Origin of the sequence: Frischella sp. Ac48 (assembly GCF_019641635.1) — a bacterium.
Taxonomy (GTDB): Bacteria; Pseudomonadota; Gammaproteobacteria; order Enterobacterales; family Orbaceae; genus Frischella; species Frischella japonica.
In genome coordinates this window covers 50,428-74,701 of record NZ_JAETXP010000014.1, presented here as the reverse complement: position 1 = coordinate 74,701, position 24,274 = coordinate 50,428, and the positions used below count along the sequence as shown (strand labels likewise).

Below are 24,274 nucleotides of genomic sequence, written 5' to 3'. Positions count from 1 at the left end.
GTTTTACCATGGTCAACGTGGCCGATTGTACCTACGTTAACGTGGGGTTTTGTACGTTCAAATTTTTCTTTAGACATCTTAATGTTCCTTTATTAAATCACTTCCCTCATGTTGTAGGGAAGTGTTACTTTATTTATATATAAATAATTATCTTGCTTTACGGGCTTCAATAATTGCTGTTACGATGTTTGAAGGTGCTTCGTTATACTTCAAGAACTCCATAGAGTAAGAAGCACGACCCTGTGTTTGTGAACGAAGGTCTGTCGCATAGCCAAACATTTCAGAAAGAGGTACTTGTGCACGAACAGTTTTACCTGTTGCAGTATCATCCATTCCTTCGATCATACCACGACGACGGTTTAAGTCACCCATAACGTCACCCGTATAATCTTCAGGGGTTTCAACTTCTACTTTCATAATTGGTTCTAAAAGTACAGGTTTAGCTTTCATGAAGCCTTCTTTAAATGCCATTGATGCGGCAAGTTTAAAGGCAATTTCGGATGAGTCGACATCATGGTAAGAACCAAAATGTAAACGCACACCAAGATCCACTACCGGATAACCAGCTAAAGGACCTGACTTCAATTGCTCTTGGATACCTTTATCTACTGCAGGAATAAATTCACCAGGAATTACCCCACCTTTGATTTCGTTAACAAATTCGTAACCAGCACCACCCGCTTCTAATGGATACAAGTCGATAACAACATGACCGTATTGACCACGACCACCAGATTGTTTTGCATGTTTACCTTCGATATCTTTAACGGTTGTACGAATTGTTTCACGGTAAGCAACTTGAGGTTTACCAACATTCGCTTCAACGTTAAATTCACGTTTCATACGGTCTATGATGATTTCAAGATGTAATTCACCCATACCAGCAATGATAGTTTGGTTTGATTCTTCATCAGTCCAGACACGGAATGATGGATCTTCTTTAGCCAAACGACCTAAAGCAATACCCATTTTTTCTTGGTCAGCTTTAGTTTTAGGTTCTACTGCAACCGAGATAACCGGCTCAGGGAATTCCATTCTTTCAAGAATAATTGGTGAATTTTCAGCACAAAGCGTATCACCTGTTGTGACATCTTTAAGACCGATTGCTGCTGCAATGTCACCCGCACGAACTTCTTTGATTTCTTCACGTTTGTTCGCATGCATCTGTACGATACGACCAAAGCGTTCTTTACGATCTTTAACTGAGTTAAGCACTGAGTCACCAGAGTTAACTACACCAGAGTAAACACGGAAGAAAGTTAAGTTACCAACAAATGGGTCAGTTGCAATTTTAAATGCAAGTGCAGCAAATGGTTCATCATCACTTGAATGACGTTCTGCTGGTTCACCATTTTGTAATTCACCTTTAATTGCAGGGACATCAGTTGGTGCAGGTAGATACTCAATAACCGCATCAAGCATGAACTGAACGCCTTTATTTTTAAAGGCACTACCACATGTTACCAAGATGATTTCATTAGCAAGTACACGTTCGCGTAGTGCTTTTTTAACTTCTTCTTCAGTTAACTCATCACCACCAAGGTATTTTTCCATTAACTCTTCGTTAGCTTCAGCAGCAGCTTCAATCAAGTTTGCACGCCATTTTTCAACTTGCTCAACCATATCCGCTGGCACATCTTCATAAGTAAAGGTTGTACCTTGGTCTGAATCATTCCAGTTAATTGCTTTACGTTTAAGTAAATCAACAACACCAGTAAAGCCTTCTTCAGCACCGATTGGTAATACTAATGGGACAGGCACTGCCGCTAAACGTGTTTTGATTTGCTCAACCACACGTAAGAAGTTAGCACCCATACGGTCCATTTTGTTGACAAATGCGATACGCGGAACTTTATATTTGTTTGCTTGGCGCCATACTGTTTCAGATTGAGGTTGAACACCACCAACCGCACAGTAAACCATTACTGCACCATCTAAAACACGCATAGAACGTTCAACTTCGATGGTGAAGTCAACGTGTCCCGGGGTGTCGATGATATTGATACGGTGTGGTTCAAATTGTTGTCCCATACCAGACCAGAATGCAGTTGTCGCTGCTGAGGTGATAGTAATACCACGTTCCTGTTCTTGTGCCATCCAGTCCATGGTGGCTGCGCCATCATGAACCTCACCAATTTTGTGACTTACGCCAGTGTAAAACAAAATACGTTCAGTAGTTGTCGTTTTACCTGCGTCAATGTGTGCACTGATACCGATATTGCGGTAGCGTGCTATAGGGGTTGTACGAGCCATATTAATCCTCTATTTAGAATCGTTTGCTTAATAAAATATCATTTAGGTTGACTGACAGTAGATATGTGCTATCAGTCTAATTTCAAGCCACTTAATACCAGTGGCAAGATTACCAACGATAGTGTGCAAACGCTCTATTAGCCTCAGCCATACGATGAACATCTTCGCGTTTTTTCACAGCAGTGCCTTTATTTTCAAAAGCATCCATTAATTCATTCGCAAGGCGTAAAGCCATTGATTTATCGCCACGTTTACGTGCAGCTTCTACAATCCAACGCATCGCAAGTGCATTACGACGTACAGGACGTACATCGACAGGTACTTGGTATGTAGAACCACCAACACGGCGAGACTTAACTTCTACAGTTGGTCTTACGTTATCTAGTGCAACTTCAAAAGCAGCTAAATGATCTTTACCGCTGCGTTCTGCAAGCGTATCAAGAGCTGAATATACGATTGATTCTGCGACAGATTTTTTACCATCTATCATTAAAATATTTACAAATTTAGCTAGTAATTCTGAACTGAACTTAGGATCAGGTAGAATTTTTCTCTGACCAGCAATGTGACGACGTGGCATTGGATTACTCCGTTTTCAATAATTTTTCAGGTTTACCCAAAACTCAAATGAGTTAAATGGAATGATATAGTTTGGCCTTACTTAACGGAGAACCATTAAGCTTTAGGTCTTTTAACGCCGTATTTAGAACGGGCTTGTTTACGATCTTTAACACCAGCACAGTCAAGCGCTCCACGCACGGTGTGATAACGCACACCTGGTAAGTCTTTAACACGACCGCCACGGATTAAAATCACGCTATGTTCTTGTAGGTTGTGACCTTCACCACCGATGTAAGAAGTCACTTCAAAACCGTTAGTTAAACGTACACGACATACTTTACGTAATGCTGAGTTAGGTTTTTTAGGTGTTGTAGTATAAACACGAGTACAAACACCGCGTTTTTGCGGGCATGCTTCAAGCGCAGGAACGTTACTTTTTGCTTCCTTTAGTGCTCTTGGTTTGCGTACCAGCTGATTAATTGTTGCCATTAATAAGCTCCTGATTTATTTAATAAATAATTAAAACTACTTTTTAGATACGTAAAAACAACTGTACCCATAATACCGTAAGATATAGTATTTGGGTCGCAAGATTCTAGTCCTGATGAGGCATAATGTCAAGTATTACCCTATGTTGGTTAATTAAACTATTTATCATCTATTAAAAAATATAGTGAAAATCTTCGATATTACTTTTTTAGAAGGGTTTGGTAAATTTTTTGACCAAAATTAGTGGTAAATAATTTGCAAAAGTAACTATCAGCTTTTGTTTGAAATACTAGTTATTAAAGTCGGCAGTATGAGCTATTAATTAACCCCAAAAAATTATTGAACGGCGTTTTAATCGATTTCCAATTTTCTTTGCTAGGTTTCGGTCGGTTAACGACAATAAAAAACGGATGTGGGATATTGTTAAATATCATGATTTATTTTTTACTATAAGTTATTGATTGGTATTATATTATTATAAAATTTGGTTTTAAATTTATGAATTTCAGTTAATGTGACTTGGGTTACATGCTTAATAATGTCATTATAAATATGAGCTGACTGATGAGATAGAGTTATTGTAATCCATGTTTAGTAACAGGAAATTAGATTTAAGCTAGTGATTTTGACAGGTCTCCAGCACAATCGATTGCGTAAAATGAATTTAAGATGAGTATAATGAAAAAAATATCTTTGTAATTTATGAAGGAAAAATCGGCGCTATCAAAGTATCTGAAAAGCAGGAAAGCATATAATAAACAGTTCCTGCTTCATTATGATTATACCATTAATGGTTTAAGTTGTTGATATAGTTTTCTAAATATTACACGTTGTTGTTGGTGATATTGATTGTGGATCATGTTCGGTTGATGAATTTGAATCACGGGTAAAGGCGTTAATAGTTTTTCCAACGGAATATTGGGATGACAAGCAATTTGCGCAAGTTTTGCTGCGCCTAGAGCTGGCCCAACTTCACCACCTTCGCAATATTCAATAGTATAGCCTGAAACATCACTAATTAATTGGCGCCAATATGCGCTACGTGCACCACCACCAATCACCATAATTTTTTCGGGTGTAACGCCCGTCTGATTAACGGCATCTATACCATCAGCAAGGGCATAACTTACACCACATAGAATGGCTCTAGCTAAATCTACTTGGCTATGTTGATAAGTTAATCCAAAAAACACACCTTTCGCTTGTGGATTATTATGAGGAGTTCTTTCACCAGAAAGGTAAGGTAAAAAGTGTAGTGGTGGTTTATTATTGGATGCTTCAGTTTCAATTAAAGATAATAGGGTTGGAACATCTTCTAGCTTCAATAATTGGCACCCCCAATCAAGACAAGAGGCACAACTTAACATTACAGACATAAGATGCCAACGGTTGGGTAAGGCATGACAAAAACTATGAATAGCTTGTTCAGGTTGGCTAATAAAGTGATCAGTAACGGCAAAATAAACTCCAGAAGTACCAAGTGATAGCATTGCCTGACCAGGTTGAAAAAGTCCTACACCAATTGCACCGGCTGCATTATCACCACCGCCAGCGATAACAGGAATTGAGTTGATTCCCCAACTTTGTGCGATATCATCATTGACATAACCAGTAATTTGATTGCCTTCAAATAGGGTAGGCATATGCTGTCGAGTTAAACCACAGGCTTCTAATAACGGATCATTCCAATCACGTTTTTCAACATCTAACCACATTGTGCCTGCTGAATCAGATAGATCTGATGCAAATTGCCCAGTAATTTTCAAACGTAAATAATCTTTAGGCAAGAGGACTTTATCAATTTGTGTAAAAATGTCAGGTTCATTGTGTTGTATCCATTTAAGTTTCGGTGCTGTGAAACCTGCCATCATAAGGTTACCCGTAATTTTTCTTGATGTTGGCACTTGTTTTTCTAATTCATGACATTGGGTATCGCTGCGTCCATCATTCCATAAGATGGCAGGCCTTAATACCTGAGATTGTTTATTTAATAATACCGCGCCATGCATTTGCCCGCTTAAACCCATTGCTTTTACATGCTGCAAATTATGTTGCTGTTTAAGTGCCAACATGGCGATATTTGTTGCTTGCCACCAATGTTGTGGATCTTGTTCTGACCACAATGGATGAGGACGCGATACTGTTAGTTTTTCGCTATGGGAAGCTATAATGTTTTGCTGTTCATCCATCAGAATCACTTTGACGCCTGATGTACCTAAATCAATACCGATATACATATTATTTCCCCACTATAGTTATGCGAACAAAACGACATATTAATTTGTCTTGTTCCTTGTTATATAAAAGACAGTCTGACCAAAATAAACAGGTTAACTTGATTTTCTAATTTTTCTTGTTTACTGCTATAACATTTAGATTGAGATCATGTAGTAAATAATATTTTGCGATTTATTGTAGTAATAGCCTACCTTCTAAAATGTTTTAACCTATTTTCTCAGTCTTGCTTGTATAACGAGCGATTAATTTTTGATTGAATGTTTTATCAGCTAAAATTTTTTAGCCTTTTTAATACTAATGCCATAGTATCAATTGTAGCGATATGGCTGTAACTATCATATTTATCCACTCTTTGACGTCGTAATTTAGTAATTGAAATTAAATTCTCAGTTTTAGAACGGCGTTTTTAATTCAAACATATCCAAAGTATTTTCTTCAACGTTATTTGGTATCCGATCAGCACTCGCTTACTTAGAATCGTTAACTGATCTTGAATCAAACATATCGCTTCTCGCCCAACGTTTAACCTAAACTAATTTCATTCATAATATTCCTCTAAATGGCATTAGTAAATTGGTAAAATCATCGTTTTGTTGTCATGATTGATTGTAGTCTAGAGGGATTATAAATGTTGTAATCTATATGCATATATTTTTGTTTTTTGTGAAATAGATCAAACTATATAAAATGGGTAATCGAGATTGATTATTTGCATATCATTATTTATCAAAAGTGTATCATTAAAATAAGACTCTAATGCTAGAAACGTAATAGACTGGAATAGGCATCAAGCCTCAATACAACAGCATGTTGTGCTTTGATGGACACTATTTCTACCGTTTATTAACGGTAGAAATAGAAAAAATGGCATCAGTGATGATCAATAAAGACAAATTTGAGGATAAATAAAATTGCTACCGCAATAACACAAATATTTAACTCTTTAAATTTGCCAGTAAATAACTTAAGAATAACGTAAGAAATAAAACCTAATGCTACGCCTTCGGTAATAGCAAAGGCAAAAGGCATCATTAATGCGGTAATGAATGCTGGCGTAGCTTCGGTTAAATCATGCCAATTAATTTTAACTAAACTCGATACCATTAAAATGCCAACAAAAATTAATGCTCCAGATGTTGCGTAAGTTGGTACCAAGTGGGCGAGTGGTGAAAAGAGGATAACAATTAAAAATAATAAACCGACAACAACAGAAGTCAAACCAGTACGACCACCAACAGAAACACCGGCGGTACTTTCAATATAGGTTAATACTGATGATGTACCAAATAAACCACCTAATGAAGAGCTGAAGCTATCAACTAATAATGCTTGGCGCATTTTAGGAAAACGACCTTGCTCATCGGCAATTCCTGCTTTATCGGTAACGGCTAGAATGGTTCCCGAAGAATCAAATAAACTCACGATCATAATAGAAAAAATAACTCCCATTATGCCTAAGTTTAATGAACCCGTTAGATCAACATGCCCAACAACAGTTGAAATATCCGGTGGCATAGAAATGATACCGTCATAATGAATATTCGGATCTAAGTAAAGTGCTAATAACGTGACAACAACGATGGAAACCAATACCGCAGCATGAACATTACGAGCAGCTAAGATGATAATGATAAAGAAACCCAGTGCGCCAAGTAATACATTTAGAGATAAAATATCGCCAATGGTTAACAAAGTAGCTTCAGAATGAACCACTAAACCCATATTTTTAAAGCCCATAAAAGCAATAAATAATCCAATACCAGCACTAATCCCAATTCTTAAACAATGCGGAATATTGGAAATAAGCCAGTAACGTACTTTAAATATCGATAATAAGAAAAAGATTGAAGAACCCCAAAAAATAGCCCCCATACCGACTTGCCATGAATAACCCATGCCAATACAGATCCCATACGCAAAAAAAGCATTTAAGCCCATAGCTGGGGCTAAAGCAATGGGCAAATTGGCAAATAGACCCATTAAAATGCTAGCAAATGCGGTGACAAGGCAGGTTAAGACAAATACGGCATTTTTATCCATTCCTGTAGCAGAAAGGATGGTTGGATTAACAAAAATGATATACACCATGGTAAGAAATGTCGTGAATCCAGCGATAAATTCTGTACCTACGGTTGTCTTTTTTTCTTTTAATTGAAATATTTTTTCAAATAAAGATTGCTGATTATTCGATTTCAGATGAGTCATATTAAAACCTAATTGATTAATAAATTAAATAAAGCGACGTTACTATGACAAATAACTTAGTAAAGTCAAATAATTATTCGATTGGACTGCCATTTCCTTCTGGTAAGTTAGCATTGATTGAAATGTTCATTTTGTTCTTGCTGATGTTTTGTTTTTTATCCATATTTTCAGTATTCGAAGACAAAGAATCAGGTGAAAGATTAATTAAATTTAGGATATGTTTTGCAATTTCATGCTTACCAGTAATTACCCCTGTTGCACCATGTTCAACAATATATTCCACTTCATCATCATAGAAAGCACAAACATAAATCGCAAGATCAGTCCTTGCTTCTCGGGCAAGTGAACAAATTTCACCCGCTTCATAGCCATTAGGCATTGAAATTACTAACCATTTTGCAGTATTAATTTGCGCTATATCTAATATTTCATGATTAGATGCATTACCAAATACTGCGGCAATATGATCATGACGCAATTGTTCAATAAGTGATAATGAATTATCAATTACCACAAATGGGATATCTTGGTTTTTTAATTGTGCTGCAATAGTGCTTCCTAAGCGTCCATGACCAACTAGAATGGCATGATCTTTTAGGTTTTGAGGGACTTGTTGATTAATTACCGCTATCGGATCAATCATTTTATCGACGATGGTTTCGGTTTTCGATAAATATCTTTCAATCAGATTAAATATAATTGGATTAATCACTATTGAGATTATTGCTCCAGCCAGAATTAAACTATATGCATCATCAGGAAACACAGCTAATAATTTACCTAATGCTGCTAAAATAAAGGCAAATTCACCAATTTGAGCAAGGCTAGCAGAAATCGTTAAAGCCGTCCGTTTACTATTACCAAATAATCTGACGATAAAATAAGCTGCAATGGATTTTCCAAAAATAATAATAACTACGGTGCAAAGTGTCGATAATGGGTGTTCAATTAAGATATGCGGATCAAACAGCATACCAACCGAGACAAAAAATAGCACGGCAAAAGCATCTTTTAGCGGTAAGATATTATTACCAGCACGGTGACTTAATTCCGATTCAGTTAATGCCATTCCAGCAAAAAAGGCTCCTAAAGCAAACGATGCTCCAAATAATTGTACCGCAGCTAGGGCAATACCCAATGCAATCGCTAATACTGAAACGGTAAATAATTCTTCTGATCCTGTACTGGCACTTTTGGCTAATAACCATGGGATTAATCGTCTACCAATTAACATCATAAAAGTAATGAAGATAATCACTAAGCCGATAGTTTTAGTGATTTGCATTGCTAGATACCACAAATTGATATCATCACTATTATTTAGCATAGTAACAATTGGGGGTAATAAAACTAACGTTAATACCATTACCATATCTTCGACAATCAGCCAGCCAATCGCTATGCGACCGCGTTTACTTTCAACTAAATTTTTTTCTTGTAAAGCACGAAGTAAAACCACTGTACTTGCGGTTGAAAGACAGAGACCAAAAACGAGACCGGTTATGATTGACCATCCAATGATTGCCGATAGCCCCATCCCTAATAAGGTTGCGACAGCTATTTGTGTGATTGCACCAGGAATAGCAATAGCTTTTACCGTGAGTAAATCTTTGATAGAGAAGTGCAAGCCGACCGCAAACATGAGCAAAATTACACCGATCTCAGCTAATTGACTTATGATCGCCGTATCAGCAACATAGCCAGGGGTTGATGGACCAAAAATAATACCTGCAATAAGGTAACCGACTAATGGAGAAATTCGCAATCGGTTGGCTAACATACCTAAAATAGCGGCTAAAACGATACCACCGATGATTGCAGCAAGTAATGGCCCAGTATCGTGCATCTCCACCTCATTTAGCGTTGTTCATGGATGAAAAAATTTCGATATTTATTTTAGCGTATTTTTTAGTTATTGGTTTAAATATTTTGAAATTTTTGTTTATTGTTTCGTTATCATATCGCTAAGGGGCATTTGTTGCCCCTGACGCAGAAAATTAGATTAATGATGTTGAGCGATATGACTAATTTTAACTTTAACAATGCGATGGCTATCAATTTCTAGAATCTCAAATAGATAATCATCTAATTTAATGATTTCTCCAACACTTGGAATATGTTGTGATTTTTCCATCAATAGACCCGCTAAGGTATGATATTCTCGGCGTTCGTCTAATTCGATCGGAACAAAGCGTACTAACTCCTCAAGTGGAATATACCCATTAGCAATCCAACAATCTTCTCCCTGACATTGAATATCATGTTTTGCATCAACTTCATCATTTTCTGTTGGGAATTCGCCAGCTATTGTTTCCATGACATCAGTCACGGATACCACGCCCTGCATTGAGCCGAACTCATCAACCACAAATGCGAAATGTGTTTTACCGGTTTTAAACTGTTCTAAAGCCGTTAATAATGAAATCGTTTCTGGAAAAATAAGCGGTTGTTTAATCAACTTTGCAATTGAAAAGTTTTGTTGATTATTTAAAATTTCTTTAACTAAATCATTTACTTGTATTATACCTAAAGGTTCATCGATTGACGCATCATCAGTGACGATTAACCGTGTATGTTGGTTTTCATTGATTTCTTGCCAAATATCGTCACGTTTATCATTAATATTAATCATACTGATATTTTGTCTGGATGTCATAATACTACTCACTGAACGCTGTGCCAGACCTAGAACGCGCTCCACCATACTTAATTCTTGTGCATTAAAAACATCGGTATTTTTACTATTCTCAGCCAGGTTATCTCTGGTATTAGTAGTGAGTTCTTCATCTTCGTTATCGCCTTTTAACAAGTTTAAAATTGCCTCAGCTGTGCGTTGTCGTAATGGCTTACTATTAAGGAAACGTTGACGATTGAAAATAGCAATTTGATTAAACAATTCGATGAGAATTGAAAACCCAATTGCAGCATATAAATAGCCTTTCGGGATTGCAAATCCAAACCCTTCAGCAACTAAGCTAAAGCCAATCATTAACAAGAAACTCAAACAGAGAATAACAATAGTTGGGTGAGAATTAACAAAATAGGCTAGCGGTTTACTGGCTAACATCATGATAACCATCGCAATACAGACCGCGATTATCATAATAGGAACTTGTTCAACAATGCCAACAGCGGTAATAACTGAATCTAATGAAAATACTGCATCGAGTATTACTATTTGTGCAACGACAGTCCAAAAATGAGAGGTTTTCTTTTGTCGGTCATTTTCTTGTGCCGATCCTTCTAATCGCTCGTTAAGTTCCATTGTTGCTTTGAATAATAAGAAAATACCGCCGACAAGCATAATCAGTTGGCGCGCATTAAATGTGATACCAAATCGGGTGAAAAGCGGATCGGTTAATGTAACGAGCCAACCAGTAAACATCAACAGAATTATCCGCATAATTAATGCTAAAGATAAACCGGTAATACGCGCATGATCGCGTTTTTCTGGCGGAACTTTTTCAGTAAGAATAGCAATGAAAACGATATTATCAATGCCGAGGACGATTTCAAGAACAATCAGAGTCGAAAGACCAATCCAAATTGTTGGATCCATGATCCATTCCATAAAGCAGGTGGTTACCTTTAAGTTAAACAGCACATGCTGCAGTGGTTAATTCTGGACGGTTTTATCAATTAAATCAATGATAATTTGCTCTTATTACTCAATATTATTCAAAATATACTCATGTATATGTTTTTTATTTAAAAAATCAATAAGTTAATTATTAATAATAACGAGTTAAACTGACTTCAGATTAATACGTTTTTTTTGTATACTCATATCTCATGTAACAAATAATGGGATAGTTTTTATGTTAACAATCAATGAATATTTCAGCGGTAAAGTAAAATCAATCCATTTTCACAATGCCAATAGTGGTGAATCCAGTATAGGGGTAATGGTACCAGGGGATTATACTTTTAGTACTAATTTTCCTGAGGAAATCACCATTATTTCTGGTTCGTTAAATGTATTATTACCAATAGCAAAAGATTGGCAAATTTTACAGGTGGGTCAAGTCTTCCATGTTCAAGGGAAAAGTGAATTCAGTGTTCAAGTTGCTGAACCAACAGCGTATTTATGCCGTTATCTTTAATACTGTTGCCTATGAGTAGCAATTTAACTAGCTGGATTAAATAATAATTTTGAGTCAATTCACTTAGTAGCAAAAAAATAATAGTCATAGGGAATGACTCAATCTTGCCAAATCACTTTAATTAAAAAGCGCGAGTATCGGTACGCCATGTATCGGCAGTAAGTGCTTCACCAAAATAACTGTGGACAAGTTTTTGTGTAATCTCACTTAATGGCGAAGCAAGTACTTCAGCAGTATTACCACTTTCAACAATTTCACCATTATGCATTACTAGAATCTGATCACTGATATGTTTCATCATACCGATATCTTGCGTAACATAAACATAGGAATAATTGTGTTGTTGTTGCAGCGATAACATTAAATTGATAATTTGTGAGCGCATTGAAATATCTAAGGCCGTTAAGGCTTCGTCAAAAATAATCACTTTAGGTTTTAGTATCAAAGCTCTGGCTAGCGCCACACGTTGTTTTTGCCCTACAGCCATGACGGAAGGATAGTAGTTAGCATGTTCAGCGGATAACCCTACTTGCTTTAATACATCATAAATTAATTGTTCTCTTTCGTAGGCCGTCAGTCGCGTATTTTGTTTTAAAGGAATATCCAGTATTTTGCCGATTTTCAAACGCGGATCGAATGAGCTATCGGTATTTTGGAAAATCATACGGATAAGCTTACTACGTGTATGATAATCACCATATTCTAATTTTTGATCTTCAATCCAAATATCTCCACTATCAGGCTTAATCATTCCAACTAACATTTTAGCCAACGTTGATTTACCGGAGCCATTTTGACCGATTATTGCTAAGGTTTTGCCTTCATTAAGCGAAAATGACACCGGTTTAACCGCATCTATATAAAGATGACCAAATAATCCTTTTGGTATAGCAAATCGTTTCGACAAATTACGAACTTTTAGCGCTGGATTCATGATTTATTATCCGGTAATTCTATATTAAGTGGAAAATGGCAGGCAACAGCATGATCTTTAATGGTGATCAATTCGGGGGTCTCAATGCATTTTTTTTGAGCATAAGGACAGCGTGGGCCTAATCGACAACCAATTGGCAAATGTTCTAAAGGCGGAATGACACCGGCTAAAGTATTTAATGGACTTTTATGTGGCATAGCCTTGCCAAAATCAGGTATTGCAAAAATCAATGCTTGTGTATAAGGGTGGTAAGGTTTTTTTATCAACTCTTCGCTATTAGCCACCTCTACGGTCTGCCCGCAATACAAGACATTAATCCGATCAGTCCATCGGGTTACCATTTGTAAATCGTGGCTAATTAATAAAATCGTGGTACCTGAATTCTGATTTAAACTGGCTAATAAACGAAATATTTGTGCTTCCGTGGTGGATTCCATTGCATTGGTGGGTTCATCAGCTATTAGTAATTTAGGCTGATTAGCTAGTGCGATAGCGATCATTACTTTTTGACATTCACCTTCAGTCAGTTCGTATGGATAAGCATTCATAATTTCTTTATGCTCTTTAATACCAACCCGATGTAATAACTCAATAGCGCGATTTTTACGCCAAAATAATCGTTGCCAAAAATGCCCCTTAAATGTCCACGATGGAATGGATTGAATAAGTAATCGACCAATTTTCATGGTCGGATCAAGACAAGATTGTGGTTCTTGGAAGATCATCGAAATATTAGCGCTAATTATTTTTCGACGTTGTTTATTCGTTAATTTTAGTAAATCAACACCATCGAAAAAGAAACGATCGGCGGTGATTTTACAATTTTTATTTGTAACACCTAAAATTGCTTTCGCAACGAGACTTTTACCCGATCCCGATTCGCCAACTAATCCTCTGATCTCACCTTCATTTAATTTTAAATTTACGCGATCTACTGCACGTAATAATCCGTCAGAGGTAATAAATTCAATGGTAAGATTTCGGATATCTAATAATGCCATAACTAACTTTCACCTTTTTTAGCTAAGATAATATTGATCCCTAAATTAACCAAATGTATAAGTAAAATCGTGACAATTATAGCGATACCACTGATAAAAAAAGCCCAATAGTTATCATGGATGATGGTCAACATGTTATTCATCATCACCCCTAAATCAGGGTGGCGAAAATTGCTACTTCCAAAACCAAGAAAAGTTAGTACCGTTAAAGCCAAAATGATATTGCTAAAAAGGTTGGTGATTTCGGTCAGATAAGCCGGTAAGATATTAGGAATTATATAAAAATTAATAATTTTTACCGTTGGAATACCATCTAAACGATGTGCAGTGATATAAGTTTTTTGCCATTCTTGCATAATGTGTAAATCAATGTTATGGACAAATCTGGGCAGATAGGCTAACCCAATAATGATCAATATTGCATCGATATCATTATCCCAAAATAGCGCGACGACGATTGCACTGAGGATTGGCGGAAACGAGATAATAACTCTAAAACACATTGAAAATAATGGACGTAATGGTGCGATAAAAAATAAAAGGTAATTAATTACTGCACTGATTATGACCACAAAACCGGTGGCGGATAACGTTAATTTAATTGAAGATTTGTAGGCTAATAATAAATAGTTGAAGATATCTCGACCTTGTTCATCGGTACCGAGAATGTGATTAATGTCGCCTTTATTCTGCCAAGCTGGAGGTAATAAGTTTTCATATATCGGCGCGAGCGTGGCATGAAATAGCCATTTAGTTGAATAACAGATAAAAACTATGGTTAAAATACCATAGCAACCAATAATAAGATAAATATTGCTATGAATGGTGTTTTTAAAATTGACAATACTATTGCCAATTTTGCTAAGGAAATTGCTTATTTTATTCATGCAATGGCCTTGATTGTGTTGGATAGATTATAACTACTAGAATTTCACTTAGCAGCATCAACAAACTAATGATAATACCACAGCCTAATAACGTTAATGCTAAGATGCTAAAATTGTGTTGATAGAAGCCATACAGTAACCATGTGCCCATTCCTGACCGATTTAATAATATTTCAATAACCATTGTTGAAAACAATAAGGTGGTAATGTTAGCGGTTAATTGTGGAATTATTTTGGGAATAGCATTTGGTAATAAATGCCTGAATAGCACCTTCCATGATGCATTTTCTTTAATATACGCGACTTTTATATAGTTTTGATTAGCGATCAGTTTTACTCGCTCACTAACGATTTGAATGGTAGTAATACATGGTTGGATTGTTAAAATGATAACTGGAAGCAATAACGGTGTAATATGATTAACTAACAACGGTAGTTTATGGTCATTATTAGTTGATAATATTGTTATCAAAGATGAATTGCCAATGGTTGATGAATAATCAATATGCTGCGTAAAATGCCAATCAATTGTTGATAACCTAATAATTAAAATAGCGATCCAAACTAATGGGCTAGCATAGAGCAACCAGCATAGTAAACGTAAGATATGAATAAAACGACTATTGCTCGATAACCCCGATATAACACCAATCGGAAAACCAATAATAATGGCACAGAAAATTGCCAATAAGCCTAATTCTGTGGTTGGTAAGAAAACATGTTGTAAAATTTCAGACATATTGTAATCAAATAACGGTAATGATAACGGATGATTACTAAGCAATTGATAATAAAAATCATAATAAAATTGATAGAAGGTTAGATGATGAAGTGAATTATTGGGAGAAAAATATAATACACTAACACTAACTAAAGATAATAAAAAAAACAAAATTAAAAATGAAAACAATTTCTTTATGATGTAAATTAGCATTATCGATCTCTTTAATAGCTCGCAAAACGTTTAACACAACCAAAAACATTTATTTCCATTTAGAAATTATCATTTTAAATATAAAAATTGAATATCAACAATGAATAACCGTTAATATGTTATGCGAATTTACCTCATAAACAAACTCAATTAATAAAACCGATTTGGTGTGGTAAATACCACACCAAGATCGTAATCACTTAATGTGTTGGTTTAGCAGCACTTGAGTAAGCATGATTTTTAGTATTGAGTCCGTTTGTTTTTTCTTTACCAAGATATTGATAGTTAGATTCATCACGATGAACAATCGTTAGCGGTGATGTTTCAGAATTAACACTTGGCGCAGGTGCTTTTGTCATGGATGAGGAGGAGAATCCGACAATTTTGGGTAAAGTGATATTGTCTTGATTCGATACCTTATCCTCATGTACCTCTATATGAGTTACTGTTTCAAGCGTTGGTGCTATAAACATTTCTGTTTTAACGACAGCTTGTTGCACATTTGCTGTTTTAAATACAATTGGCGTTAATAACGTTGGAATAATCATATGATCCACACAGTTACTGGCATTTTGTGCAGGTTGGCTCTGATCTTGCTTAGTGCTTAATCTATCGTTTACAAAACTATAATCAATGTTAATTTTACCTAAAGCCAATTCAGGCGAATAAACTGCCATTGTTAACGGCATTGGCGAGTTGGTTCGGGCTGTATTTCTTGTTTTTTTCCGGCGTTGCCCATTTAATCTTAAATGACGCGAAGTCTTGCGTGTACGACGATTAAATGGATTGACATTATCTTCTGGATTAGTTTTAGGGTTAGGTAAGTTGCCTAACAAAACAGGTTGTAAAATAGTGGCAATCATTGGCACGGCGATTAAAGCTTCAGATGGGACGCTATTTTGGCTTGCGTCATCCTGTTCTTCCCGTGTCACTCGCACTTTTTTAACCAATTGTCGTTGTGGACGTCTTGGTTTAACTTCTGCTTTTGGCTGTGGTATAGCATCAATCGTAGTTGATGATACGGCTTGATTTGCGATTGGTTGTGTCGCTACTTTGCTATTAGCGCGTGTGCGATGATTGTTTTTGTTGGCTTCTTTTTCTTTAATATCACTAATATTAGTATTATTTCTATTCGATTGACGTCGAGGATTAGGCGTTCGTTTGTAATTACGGCTTTTAGCTGTCGGTTCGGTTTTATTTGAGGTATTTTTTGCTGTTTCAACGTTAGGTTTTGCAGCAAATAAACCACCTAATTTTTTCATAAGAGAACTAAAGAAACCCGTTTTGACTGGGTGAATTTGTTCTGGTTTAGCTTTGTTAATTTCTGGATTTAGTTCAACCTTAACACCTGACAAAATCGCCTCTTCGGAAACGATTTCGGTAATTTGTTCTTCCTCTTCTTCCTCAAGTTCACGAATGAGTTTTGGCAAATTATAACTTAATACGTCTGTTTCTTCGCCACTACGTTTACGAATAACCTTATAAAGAGGTGTTTCCATTTCACTATCAGCAGCAATAACGATTTTGATATTAGGATAATTTTTTTCAATGTTAGTAATAGCACGACGTTTTTCATTTAATAAATAACTGGCGATTGCTACAGGCACTATCACATCAATTTGCGTTGTATTTTCTTTCATCGCCTCTTCCTGAATTAAGCGCAGGATTGACAGCGATAACGAATTGTTGTCACGAATAGTTCCAGTGCCTTGGCAACGAGGGCAGATATGATGAGTTGCTTCTCTTAAAGACGGACTGAGTCGTTGTCGCGACATTTCGAGCAACCCAAAACGCGAAATACGTACCGTTTGAATTCTAGCACGATCGGATTTCATTGCTTTTTTTAACCGATTTTCAACCTCACGTTGATTACGGATGGGGGTCATATCAATAAAATCAATAACGATCAAACCACCTAGGTCACGTAGGCGTAATTGACGAGCGATTTCATCAGCAGCTTCAAGATTTGTATTAAATGCGGTCTCTTCGATATCACTACCTTTGATCGATTTAGCTGAGTTAATATCTATCGCAGTGAGGGCTTCAGTGGTGTCTATAACAATCGATCCACCAGATGGTAATCTAACTTCACGTTGAAAGGCTGACTCAATTTGTCCTTCAATCTGGAAATGGCTAAATAGTGAAATTTCACCGGTATAAAGTTTTAATTTATCTAAATATTCTACCCGACCTAAATCTACTAAACGTTTTTTGGCTGCTTCAAGTACTTTTTGGTTATCAATTAGAATTTCACCAATATCATCGCGTAAATAGTCTCTAAAAGCACGCGTAATCACGTCACTTTCTTTATGGATAAGACTTGGAGCAGGATGATTTTTAGCTTCCGTTTGAATAGCATTCCAGTAGGCAATTAACGCATCAAGATCTTGTTGTAACTCCTCTTGTGATTTACCTACGCCAGCTGTACGAGCAATAATACCCATACCTTCTGGTTTCTCTAGGGCATCAATATTGCGTATTAAATCAGCACGCTCTTCGCCTTCAATTCGTCTTGAAACACCACCCGCTTTAGAATCATTTGGCATTAAAACCAAATAACTACCAGCAAGGCTGATGTAAGTTGTTAGAGCGGCGCCTTTTTTACCTCGAATTTCTTTTTCAATTTGAATCAGAACTTCCTGACCTTCTTGAAGATGCTTTATACTGCGACGTTCTGTAATATCGTTAGGAAAATAACTTTTCGCTATTTCTTTTAAAGGTAAAAAACCATCACGTTCACCGCCATATGAAACAAATGCTGCTTCTAGGCTTGGATTGATTTTAGTAATGGTCCCTTTATAAATATTTGCTTTCTTTTGCTCATGACCCAAACTTTTGATATCAAGGTCATATAGACGTTGACCATCTACGAGAGCAATACGCAACTCTTCTTGCTGCGTTGCATTAATTAACATTCTTTTCATTATTCTACACTCTGTACTTTTCAAAAGTCACAGAACAAAGCAAACTAGAAAAGAGAACTTATTTTAATTGCATTTTTAAATACGTATTAAATACACATACCAAATATTCATTATTTTATTAATATTGTCGTTGTTATTATTTTATGTGAATATTATGCTCTAGTATCATAAATACGGGCATTTTTAGTAAACAACCCATACTTCAAAAACGTGATATTTGTATTTTAAATTGAATGTTCCATACCTTATCAAGCGAAGCCTGATTTACCCTTCAATTTAAATTTTATTGTGCCATTATTTAAAATGAGCTCTAATCAATTTGTTATTCTGTAAACTTTATGTGTTAATAAAATTTATTTAAATTCAACCAATTACTTATAATGTCTGATGCCATTGCTGCATTATAAGCAGATAATTCCGACTATATTATTATCATTTCAGACAAGGATAGCAAGTAAATTAAACTGTTTATGCTATGATCTAAATATATACTACATGAAAACGTTATTAAACCCTATCAAATTATTTTAAAATGTTTGGAATTACTCTATATTGAAAGCTATTATCTATTAATAAGCTATAAATTATTTATTAGAAATAATATATTGAACAATCTTAGCCAATTAATTATGATTTTCACGCCTATCTGAGTCTTTATAAACATAAAGAGACTGATAATGTGTTAACTTATACATTAAAATCGCTAAGTTTTAATGGTCGGATAGAATTGTTATCATCGATTTTTATTCGGTGTAATATAAATGGGGTTATGCTACCTGTTTTAAAAGGTGCTTTTGATGCAAAATTCTTTAGTTGATTCATTATTAGTTGATAATTATCAACGACGGTTTGAGTACATACGCTTATCCATAACAGAATTGTGTAATTTTCGCTGTCAATATTGTTTACCTAATGGTTATCAATCTCATCATTCTCAACAATTTTTAACCTACAATGAAATAAACCAGCTTATTAAAACCTTTGGCGAGTTAGGTGTTAAAAAAATTCGCTTAACCGGTGGTGAACCAACATTGCGTCGTGATTTAACCCAAATCATCGAATTAATTGCCAAATATCCAATGATTAAGGATATTGCATTAACGACGAATGGTTATCGTCTTAATGAACGTATTGTAGAGTGGCATAATGCAGGGTTGACGTCACTCAATGTCAGTATTGATAGTTTTGTACCACAATTATTTCAACTCATTACTGGTGAAAATAAGTTACATTCCATTTTAGATGGTGTTGAAAAATCACTGGCAAATGGTATGACGAAGGTGAAAATCAATACGGTTTTAATGAAAGGATTAAATGATAACCTTAGTACGCATTTACAATGGATTAAACATCGCCCCGTTGAATTACGCTATATCGAATTAATGGAGACTAACAGTAGTGCCTCACATTTTTCGCGCTATTATGTTTCTGGGGCAAGTATAGAACAACAACTCATACAACAAGGTTGGCAGTTGCAACTAAAACAATTTTTAGCCGGACCGGCTAAAGTGTATTGTCATGACGATTATCAAGGTAAGATTGGTTTAATTATGCCTTATAGTAAAGACTTTTGCCAAAGTTGCAATCGCTTACGCATATCGGCTACTGGAAAATTACATTACTGCTTATTTGGTGCTGCGGCGATTGATTTACGTGATTTATTACAAGATCATGCCCAATCTGCTTTGTTAAAACAACGCATTCTCACCACCTTAAAAATAAAACCGCCAACACATTACCTTCATCAACATAATGCCGGGATGATACAAACGCTTTCCATGATTGGTGGTTAGTAATTACTCACTAATTTAAGCTTCACTTGATGCTAGATTTACTAATCAGCAAGAATGGCAGAAAAATAATTAATCACAAAAAACGAAATCGTTTTTGGGAATATCGCTAATTTGCCAATGTTTAATGGCCCATTGGAGTAACTGTTCTTGGCTACTATCTTGCCAGTTATCGGGGATGGTTTGTCCTAAAAAAAGTAAGGCTTTAATGGTTAATTGTTGAATATTATTTATAGTAATAGGCTGAGCATGATTTTGCTTAGATAATTTACTTAAATCGCTATTTAAAGCCAATGGAAGATGATAATACCGGGGTTTTTCAAAGTTGAATAATTGATATAACGACAATTGTTTTGTTGTAACGGGAAGTAAATCAGCTCCTCGAACAATTTCTGTTACACCCTGTTCATAATCGTCAATGACAACGGCTAAATTATAGGCAAAAAGACCGTCCTTACGATAAATAATAAAGTCTTCCATGGCTTGATGAATATTAACCGATTGTTTACCTCTAATTTGGTCAACAAAATGATAAATAGGTTGAGTTTGTTTAAGTCTTATAGCCATTGGCTGGTCATTTGCTGCAACTAGCTTTAAATTTCGACAATGATTATCATAGCAATGATGGGGTAGGTGTTGTATCCGATAGCGAGTACAATCACAATAATATGCCAACTGACAGTCAATTAATGATTCAATAATTGCATGATAACGTTCTCGTCTTTTTGATTGATATAACACTTCGCGATCCCAATTTAAACCAAATTGTTCAAGCGTGAATAGAATATGGTTGGCTGCACCGGCAACCTCGCGTGGTGGGTCAATATCTTCAATACGCACTAACCATTCGCCGTTTTGGGATTTTGCTTGCAAATAACTACCTAAAGCAGTGATAAAAGAACCAAAATGCAATTGACCTGAAGGCGTGGGCGCAAAACGACCAACATTATACATTGACAAAACTATTCTTTTATATAGACAAGAAAAAACCGCCAATATGATATCGACGGTATAATATTACATACCCATTTGTTTTTCACGCAGTTCCGCCAGTGTTTTACAATCGATACAAAGATCAGCTGTCGGTCTTGCTTCTAAACGTTTAATGCCAATTTCAATACCGCAAGAATCACAAAAACCAAAATCATCATTATCAATTTTTAATAACGTTTTTTCGATTTTTTTAATTAATTTGCGCTCTCTGTCTCGCGCTCTTAGTTCTAAACTAAATTCTTCTTCTTGTGTAGCTCTATCGGCAGGATCTGGGAAATTTGCCGCCTCATCTTGCATATGAGTAACTGTTTTACCCATTTCGCCCCGAAGTTGTTTTATCCAAGTTTCAAGAATAAGACGAAAATGCTTCAATTGCTTAGGATTCATATACTCTTCATCTTTTGCCTCTTGATAAGGTTTAAGACCCGCCATAGCTAAAAGACTTAAGGAAGAAGTATTGATTTTGGTTTCCTTGGTCATCCCGATCTCCTACATAACAAATTAAAAAACGCTAAACTATATCAACAAATTTTGCTTTATCAAATCGTTTTTAATTATTTTTACTAAAAATAAAATATTTTGCCGTATTTGATTTAAAACAATGCAGCAATAAACGATGCAAAAATATTATTATTATTAAGATTTAATTTTGATAATCCGGTAAATATTAAATAAAATCATTTATTTCAATAAAAATCAAACAGTTAAGCTTTATGTGTGACGGCATATTAACAATTTCTTACCAATAAGTCATGTTATTTATTGGAATTTTTTTTATACGTTCTTTTAATGATGTTTGATCAGGAAATATCAGATCAGGTGCAATATCAAATAAAGGATACAAGACAAATTCTCGATTATACATGTCATAATGTGGAATAGTGAGTGTTTCAGTATTAATTGTCATGTTGTCATATAACAGAATATCCAAATCGAGCGTTCTAGGCCCCCATCGTTCAGCTTTTCTTTCACGACCGAGCTCTTTTTCAATGGTTTGTAATGCCTTAAGTAGGGTAAATGGGGATAATAATGTATCGATCTTGATTACCGCGTTAAGATAATCGGGCTGATCTTGTGGACCAAGTGGTTTACTGCGATAAAAAGGCGATACGTTAACAATTTGTGTTTGCGGGATTTGCTTAATAGCTAAAATCGCATTTTGTGCTTGTTTTTCTGGTTCGCCAAGATTGGCACCTAAAGCAATATAAACTATTGCCATATTGATATCCTTTTGGTTGATAAAAAATATAAGCTTAAAACATAATAACCAACTCACCAAATTTTATCATCTGGCACAAGTCTCGATCATATTTCCCTTCATCGTCAGTATAAGCACATAGAGATCGATTAACTGTCAGTTGTCTTTTGACTATAATTAAATTTATCTTGAGTATAGACTCAAAAAGGTAATTTAAATAATTTGGAGGATGAATGATGAAAACAGTTTTAGTAACAGGGGCATCGTCTGGCTTTGGTAAAGCGATTTGTCAAAAATTGATAGCCGATGGTTATAAAGTAATTGGTAGTGCTAGACGCATAGAAAAATTAAATGAAATGGCAGTGCAACTTGGTGACAACTTCTTACCTTTACTATTAGATGTGACCAAAAAAGATGCTGTTGAAAATTTATTAATTGGTATTCCAACAGATTTTAAACCAATCGATATATTAATTAATAATGCCGGACTTGCTTTGGGTATGGAACCAGCTTATGAAGCTCATTATGATGATTGGGAAATGATGGTGCAGACCAATATTATTGGCTTAATGCATATAACGCGTACCATTTTACCAACAATGGTCGAACGTAATTGTGGTTATATTATTAATCTTGGGTCGACGGCGGGAAGTTATGCCTATAAAGGAGGCAATGTTTATGGGGCAACAAAAGCATTTGTTAAGCAATTCAGTGCGAATTTACGTACTGATCTATTAGGTAAAAAAATTAGAGTCACTAATATTGAGCCAGGATTATGTGGCGATACTGAATTTTCAAATATTCGTTTTCATGGTGACAATAAAAAGGCAGCGAATGTCTATCAAGGGGTCGAGTACATTAAACCTGAAGATATCGCCAATACGGTTTCTTGGTTAGTAAATACACCAGAACATTTTAATGTAAATTCAATAGAAATTATGCCAACTGCTCAAGCTTCGGGGGGACTTGCAGTCGTTAAGGATATGAATTAGTAACTAATATTACGCAAAGTTATGTAAAACATCTTAAGAGTATTAGCAAAGGAATGCTTAAATTATTAATCGTTGAAATACATATAATCTAACGAAGCTTGTTTACCATCATTTATCTCCAAATAGAGAAAAAATAATTTTGTCATTCTATCATATTATTAGTATTTTATTATCGAGATAGCCTTTTTAATAATAAATATTAATAATATAAAAAAAATGACAACATAGTAATAAAATCCACTTGCACTTATGTTCAGTGATTGATATTCTCTTGCCTTGGAAAAATGAATTGAGGTCTGATAATAATGACATTTTCTGAAGTAGTAGCAACATTCGCCAAAAGTCTTCCGGGAACTGACACCTATGTGAAGTTGCGTACAGCAATGCGAAAATTAATTCAAGAAGATCCTCATAACGCTTCAGTTTATTTTTTGATTTTTGGTTTTGCGCGCACTTACGTTATGTTATACGAAGATCAAGAAGTTTCACCACAGTTTGCTGAAGACAACCAGAAATTAATGTTGTCTTATCTGACTATACTTGATGAAGCACTTAAAAAAGGTGATGCGGCGAATTTATACCAAGCACTAAATCGTGTGGTTAACGAATACGAAAATAGCAAAAAAGTTTTTTAAAATGTGCAGCCTGACTTAAAATGTCGGGCTGTTTTTTTTGGGTATATAAAGATAATTGAATTTGGTTTAGGTAAAATGAAAACAGTAACAATGATTAACATTATTATTGGCACCTCTGGCACTATTAGGAACAGAGC

Annotated in this window: 19 protein-coding genes and 1 pseudogene; 4 read left to right on the top strand and 16 right to left on the bottom strand. The window is 35.4% G+C overall.

Annotation, left to right across the window (positions count from 1 at the left end; genetic code table 11):
* The 8 genes and pseudogenes from JMI89_RS11925 to JMI89_RS10285 form a co-directional block, all read right to left on the bottom strand.
* Positions 1-77, bottom strand: a pseudogene (locus JMI89_RS11925) (elongation factor Tu); the annotation flags it as partial.
* A gap of 70 nt (positions 78-147) precedes the next feature.
* The gene (fusA, locus tag JMI89_RS10315) at positions 148-2,253 is read right to left on the bottom strand and encodes an elongation factor G (protein WP_220680022.1); all 2,106 of its coding nucleotides are present in this window, start codon (positions 2,251-2,253) and stop codon (positions 148-150) included.
* Positions 2,254-2,362: 109 nt separating this feature from the next.
* Positions 2,363-2,833, bottom strand: a complete 471-nt coding sequence (gene rpsG, locus JMI89_RS10310) for a 30S ribosomal protein S7 (RefSeq protein ID WP_187756018.1) — start codon at positions 2,831-2,833, stop codon at positions 2,363-2,365.
* 95 nt (positions 2,834-2,928) lie between these two features.
* Complete coding sequence (gene rpsL, locus JMI89_RS10305; protein WP_039105705.1) at positions 2,929-3,303, bottom strand: 30S ribosomal protein S12; 375 nt, start codon at positions 3,301-3,303, stop codon at positions 2,929-2,931.
* Positions 3,304-4,082: 779 nt separating this feature from the next.
* Positions 4,083-5,540, bottom strand: coding sequence for a xylulokinase (gene xylB / locus JMI89_RS10300; RefSeq protein ID WP_220680021.1), 1,458 nt, complete (start codon positions 5,538-5,540; stop codon positions 4,083-4,085).
* Between the two features lie 871 nt (positions 5,541-6,411).
* Positions 6,412-7,746 carry an NCS2 family permease gene (locus tag JMI89_RS10295; RefSeq protein WP_187756016.1) on the bottom strand — a complete coding sequence of 445 codons (1,335 nt, stop codon included), beginning with the start codon at positions 7,744-7,746 and terminating at the stop codon, positions 6,412-6,414.
* 73 nt (positions 7,747-7,819) lie between these two features.
* The gene (gene ybaL / locus JMI89_RS10290; RefSeq protein ID WP_187756015.1) at positions 7,820-9,592 is read right to left on the bottom strand and encodes a YbaL family putative K(+) efflux transporter; all 1,773 of its coding nucleotides are present in this window, start codon (positions 9,590-9,592) and stop codon (positions 7,820-7,822) included.
* Positions 9,593-9,748: 156 nt separating this feature from the next.
* On the bottom strand, positions 9,749-11,317 hold the full coding sequence (locus tag JMI89_RS10285) for a TerC family protein (protein ID WP_370633740.1): 1,569 nt from the start codon (positions 11,315-11,317) through the stop codon (positions 9,749-9,751).
* Between the two features lie 247 nt (positions 11,318-11,564).
* Between JMI89_RS10285 and JMI89_RS10280 the strand changes: the two genes are divergently transcribed.
* On the top strand, positions 11,565-11,849 hold the full coding sequence (locus JMI89_RS10280; RefSeq protein ID WP_220680019.1) for a pyrimidine/purine nucleoside phosphorylase: 285 nt from the start codon (positions 11,565-11,567) through the stop codon (positions 11,847-11,849).
* Positions 11,850-11,970: 121 nt separating this feature from the next.
* On the opposite strand, the gene JMI89_RS10275 is transcribed toward JMI89_RS10280, so the two are convergent.
* The 5 genes from JMI89_RS10275 to rne form a co-directional block, all read right to left on the bottom strand.
* The gene (locus JMI89_RS10275) at positions 11,971-12,786 is read right to left on the bottom strand and encodes an ATP-binding cassette domain-containing protein (RefSeq protein WP_220680024.1); all 816 of its coding nucleotides are present in this window, start codon (positions 12,784-12,786) and stop codon (positions 11,971-11,973) included.
* Positions 12,780-13,784 (bottom strand): oligopeptide/dipeptide ABC transporter ATP-binding protein, encoded by a 1,005-nt coding sequence (locus JMI89_RS10270; RefSeq protein WP_187756011.1) that lies wholly within the window; start codon positions 13,782-13,784, stop codon positions 12,780-12,782. The genes JMI89_RS10275 and JMI89_RS10270 overlap by 7 nt, the downstream gene beginning before the upstream one ends.
* Positions 13,785-13,786: 2 nt before the next feature.
* Positions 13,787-14,671, bottom strand: a complete 885-nt coding sequence (locus JMI89_RS10265) for an ABC transporter permease subunit (protein ID WP_187756010.1) — start codon at positions 14,669-14,671, stop codon at positions 13,787-13,789.
* Positions 14,664-15,410, bottom strand: a complete 747-nt coding sequence (locus tag JMI89_RS10260) for an ABC transporter permease subunit (RefSeq protein ID WP_220680018.1) — start codon at positions 15,408-15,410, stop codon at positions 14,664-14,666. Before JMI89_RS10260 ends, JMI89_RS10265 begins: the two co-directional genes overlap by 8 nt.
* 395 nt (positions 15,411-15,805) lie before the next feature.
* Complete coding sequence (rne, locus tag JMI89_RS10255; RefSeq protein ID WP_187756008.1) at positions 15,806-18,529, bottom strand: ribonuclease E; 2,724 nt, start codon at positions 18,527-18,529, stop codon at positions 15,806-15,808.
* Between the two features lie 797 nt (positions 18,530-19,326).
* On the opposite strand from rne, the gene moaA reads away from it, so the two are divergent.
* A complete protein-coding gene (gene moaA, locus JMI89_RS10250; protein WP_220680017.1) occupies positions 19,327-20,322 on the top strand; it encodes a GTP 3',8-cyclase MoaA in 996 nt (331 codons plus the stop codon).
* A 69-nt stretch (positions 20,323-20,391) separates the two neighbouring features.
* Here the strand turns inward: moaA and gluQRS are convergent, their stop codons facing one another.
* The 3 genes from gluQRS to folK form a co-directional block, all read right to left on the bottom strand.
* Positions 20,392-21,273: a tRNA glutamyl-Q(34) synthetase GluQRS gene (gluQRS, locus tag JMI89_RS10245; RefSeq protein ID WP_255562892.1), complete on the bottom strand. Its 882-nt coding sequence runs from the start codon at positions 21,271-21,273 to the stop codon at positions 20,392-20,394.
* Between the two features lie 63 nt (positions 21,274-21,336).
* Positions 21,337-21,792: an RNA polymerase-binding protein DksA gene (gene dksA, locus JMI89_RS10240; protein WP_187756006.1), complete on the bottom strand. Its 456-nt coding sequence runs from the start codon at positions 21,790-21,792 to the stop codon at positions 21,337-21,339.
* A 259-nt stretch (positions 21,793-22,051) separates the two neighbouring features.
* Positions 22,052-22,531 (bottom strand): 2-amino-4-hydroxy-6-hydroxymethyldihydropteridine diphosphokinase, encoded by a 480-nt coding sequence (folK, locus tag JMI89_RS10235; protein ID WP_220680015.1) that lies wholly within the window; start codon positions 22,529-22,531, stop codon positions 22,052-22,054.
* A gap of 212 nt (positions 22,532-22,743) precedes the next feature.
* Here folK and JMI89_RS10230 point away from each other — a divergent pair, with 212 nt between their 5' ends.
* Together JMI89_RS10230 and JMI89_RS10225 are read left to right on the top strand one after the other, a co-directional pair.
* Positions 22,744-23,502: an SDR family NAD(P)-dependent oxidoreductase gene (locus tag JMI89_RS10230; RefSeq protein ID WP_187756004.1), complete on the top strand. Its 759-nt coding sequence runs from the start codon at positions 22,744-22,746 to the stop codon at positions 23,500-23,502.
* Positions 23,503-23,867: 365 nt separating this feature from the next.
* On the top strand, positions 23,868-24,137 hold the full coding sequence (locus JMI89_RS10225) for a hypothetical protein (protein WP_187756003.1): 270 nt from the start codon (positions 23,868-23,870) through the stop codon (positions 24,135-24,137).
* Positions 24,138-24,274 lie beyond the last annotated feature (137 nt).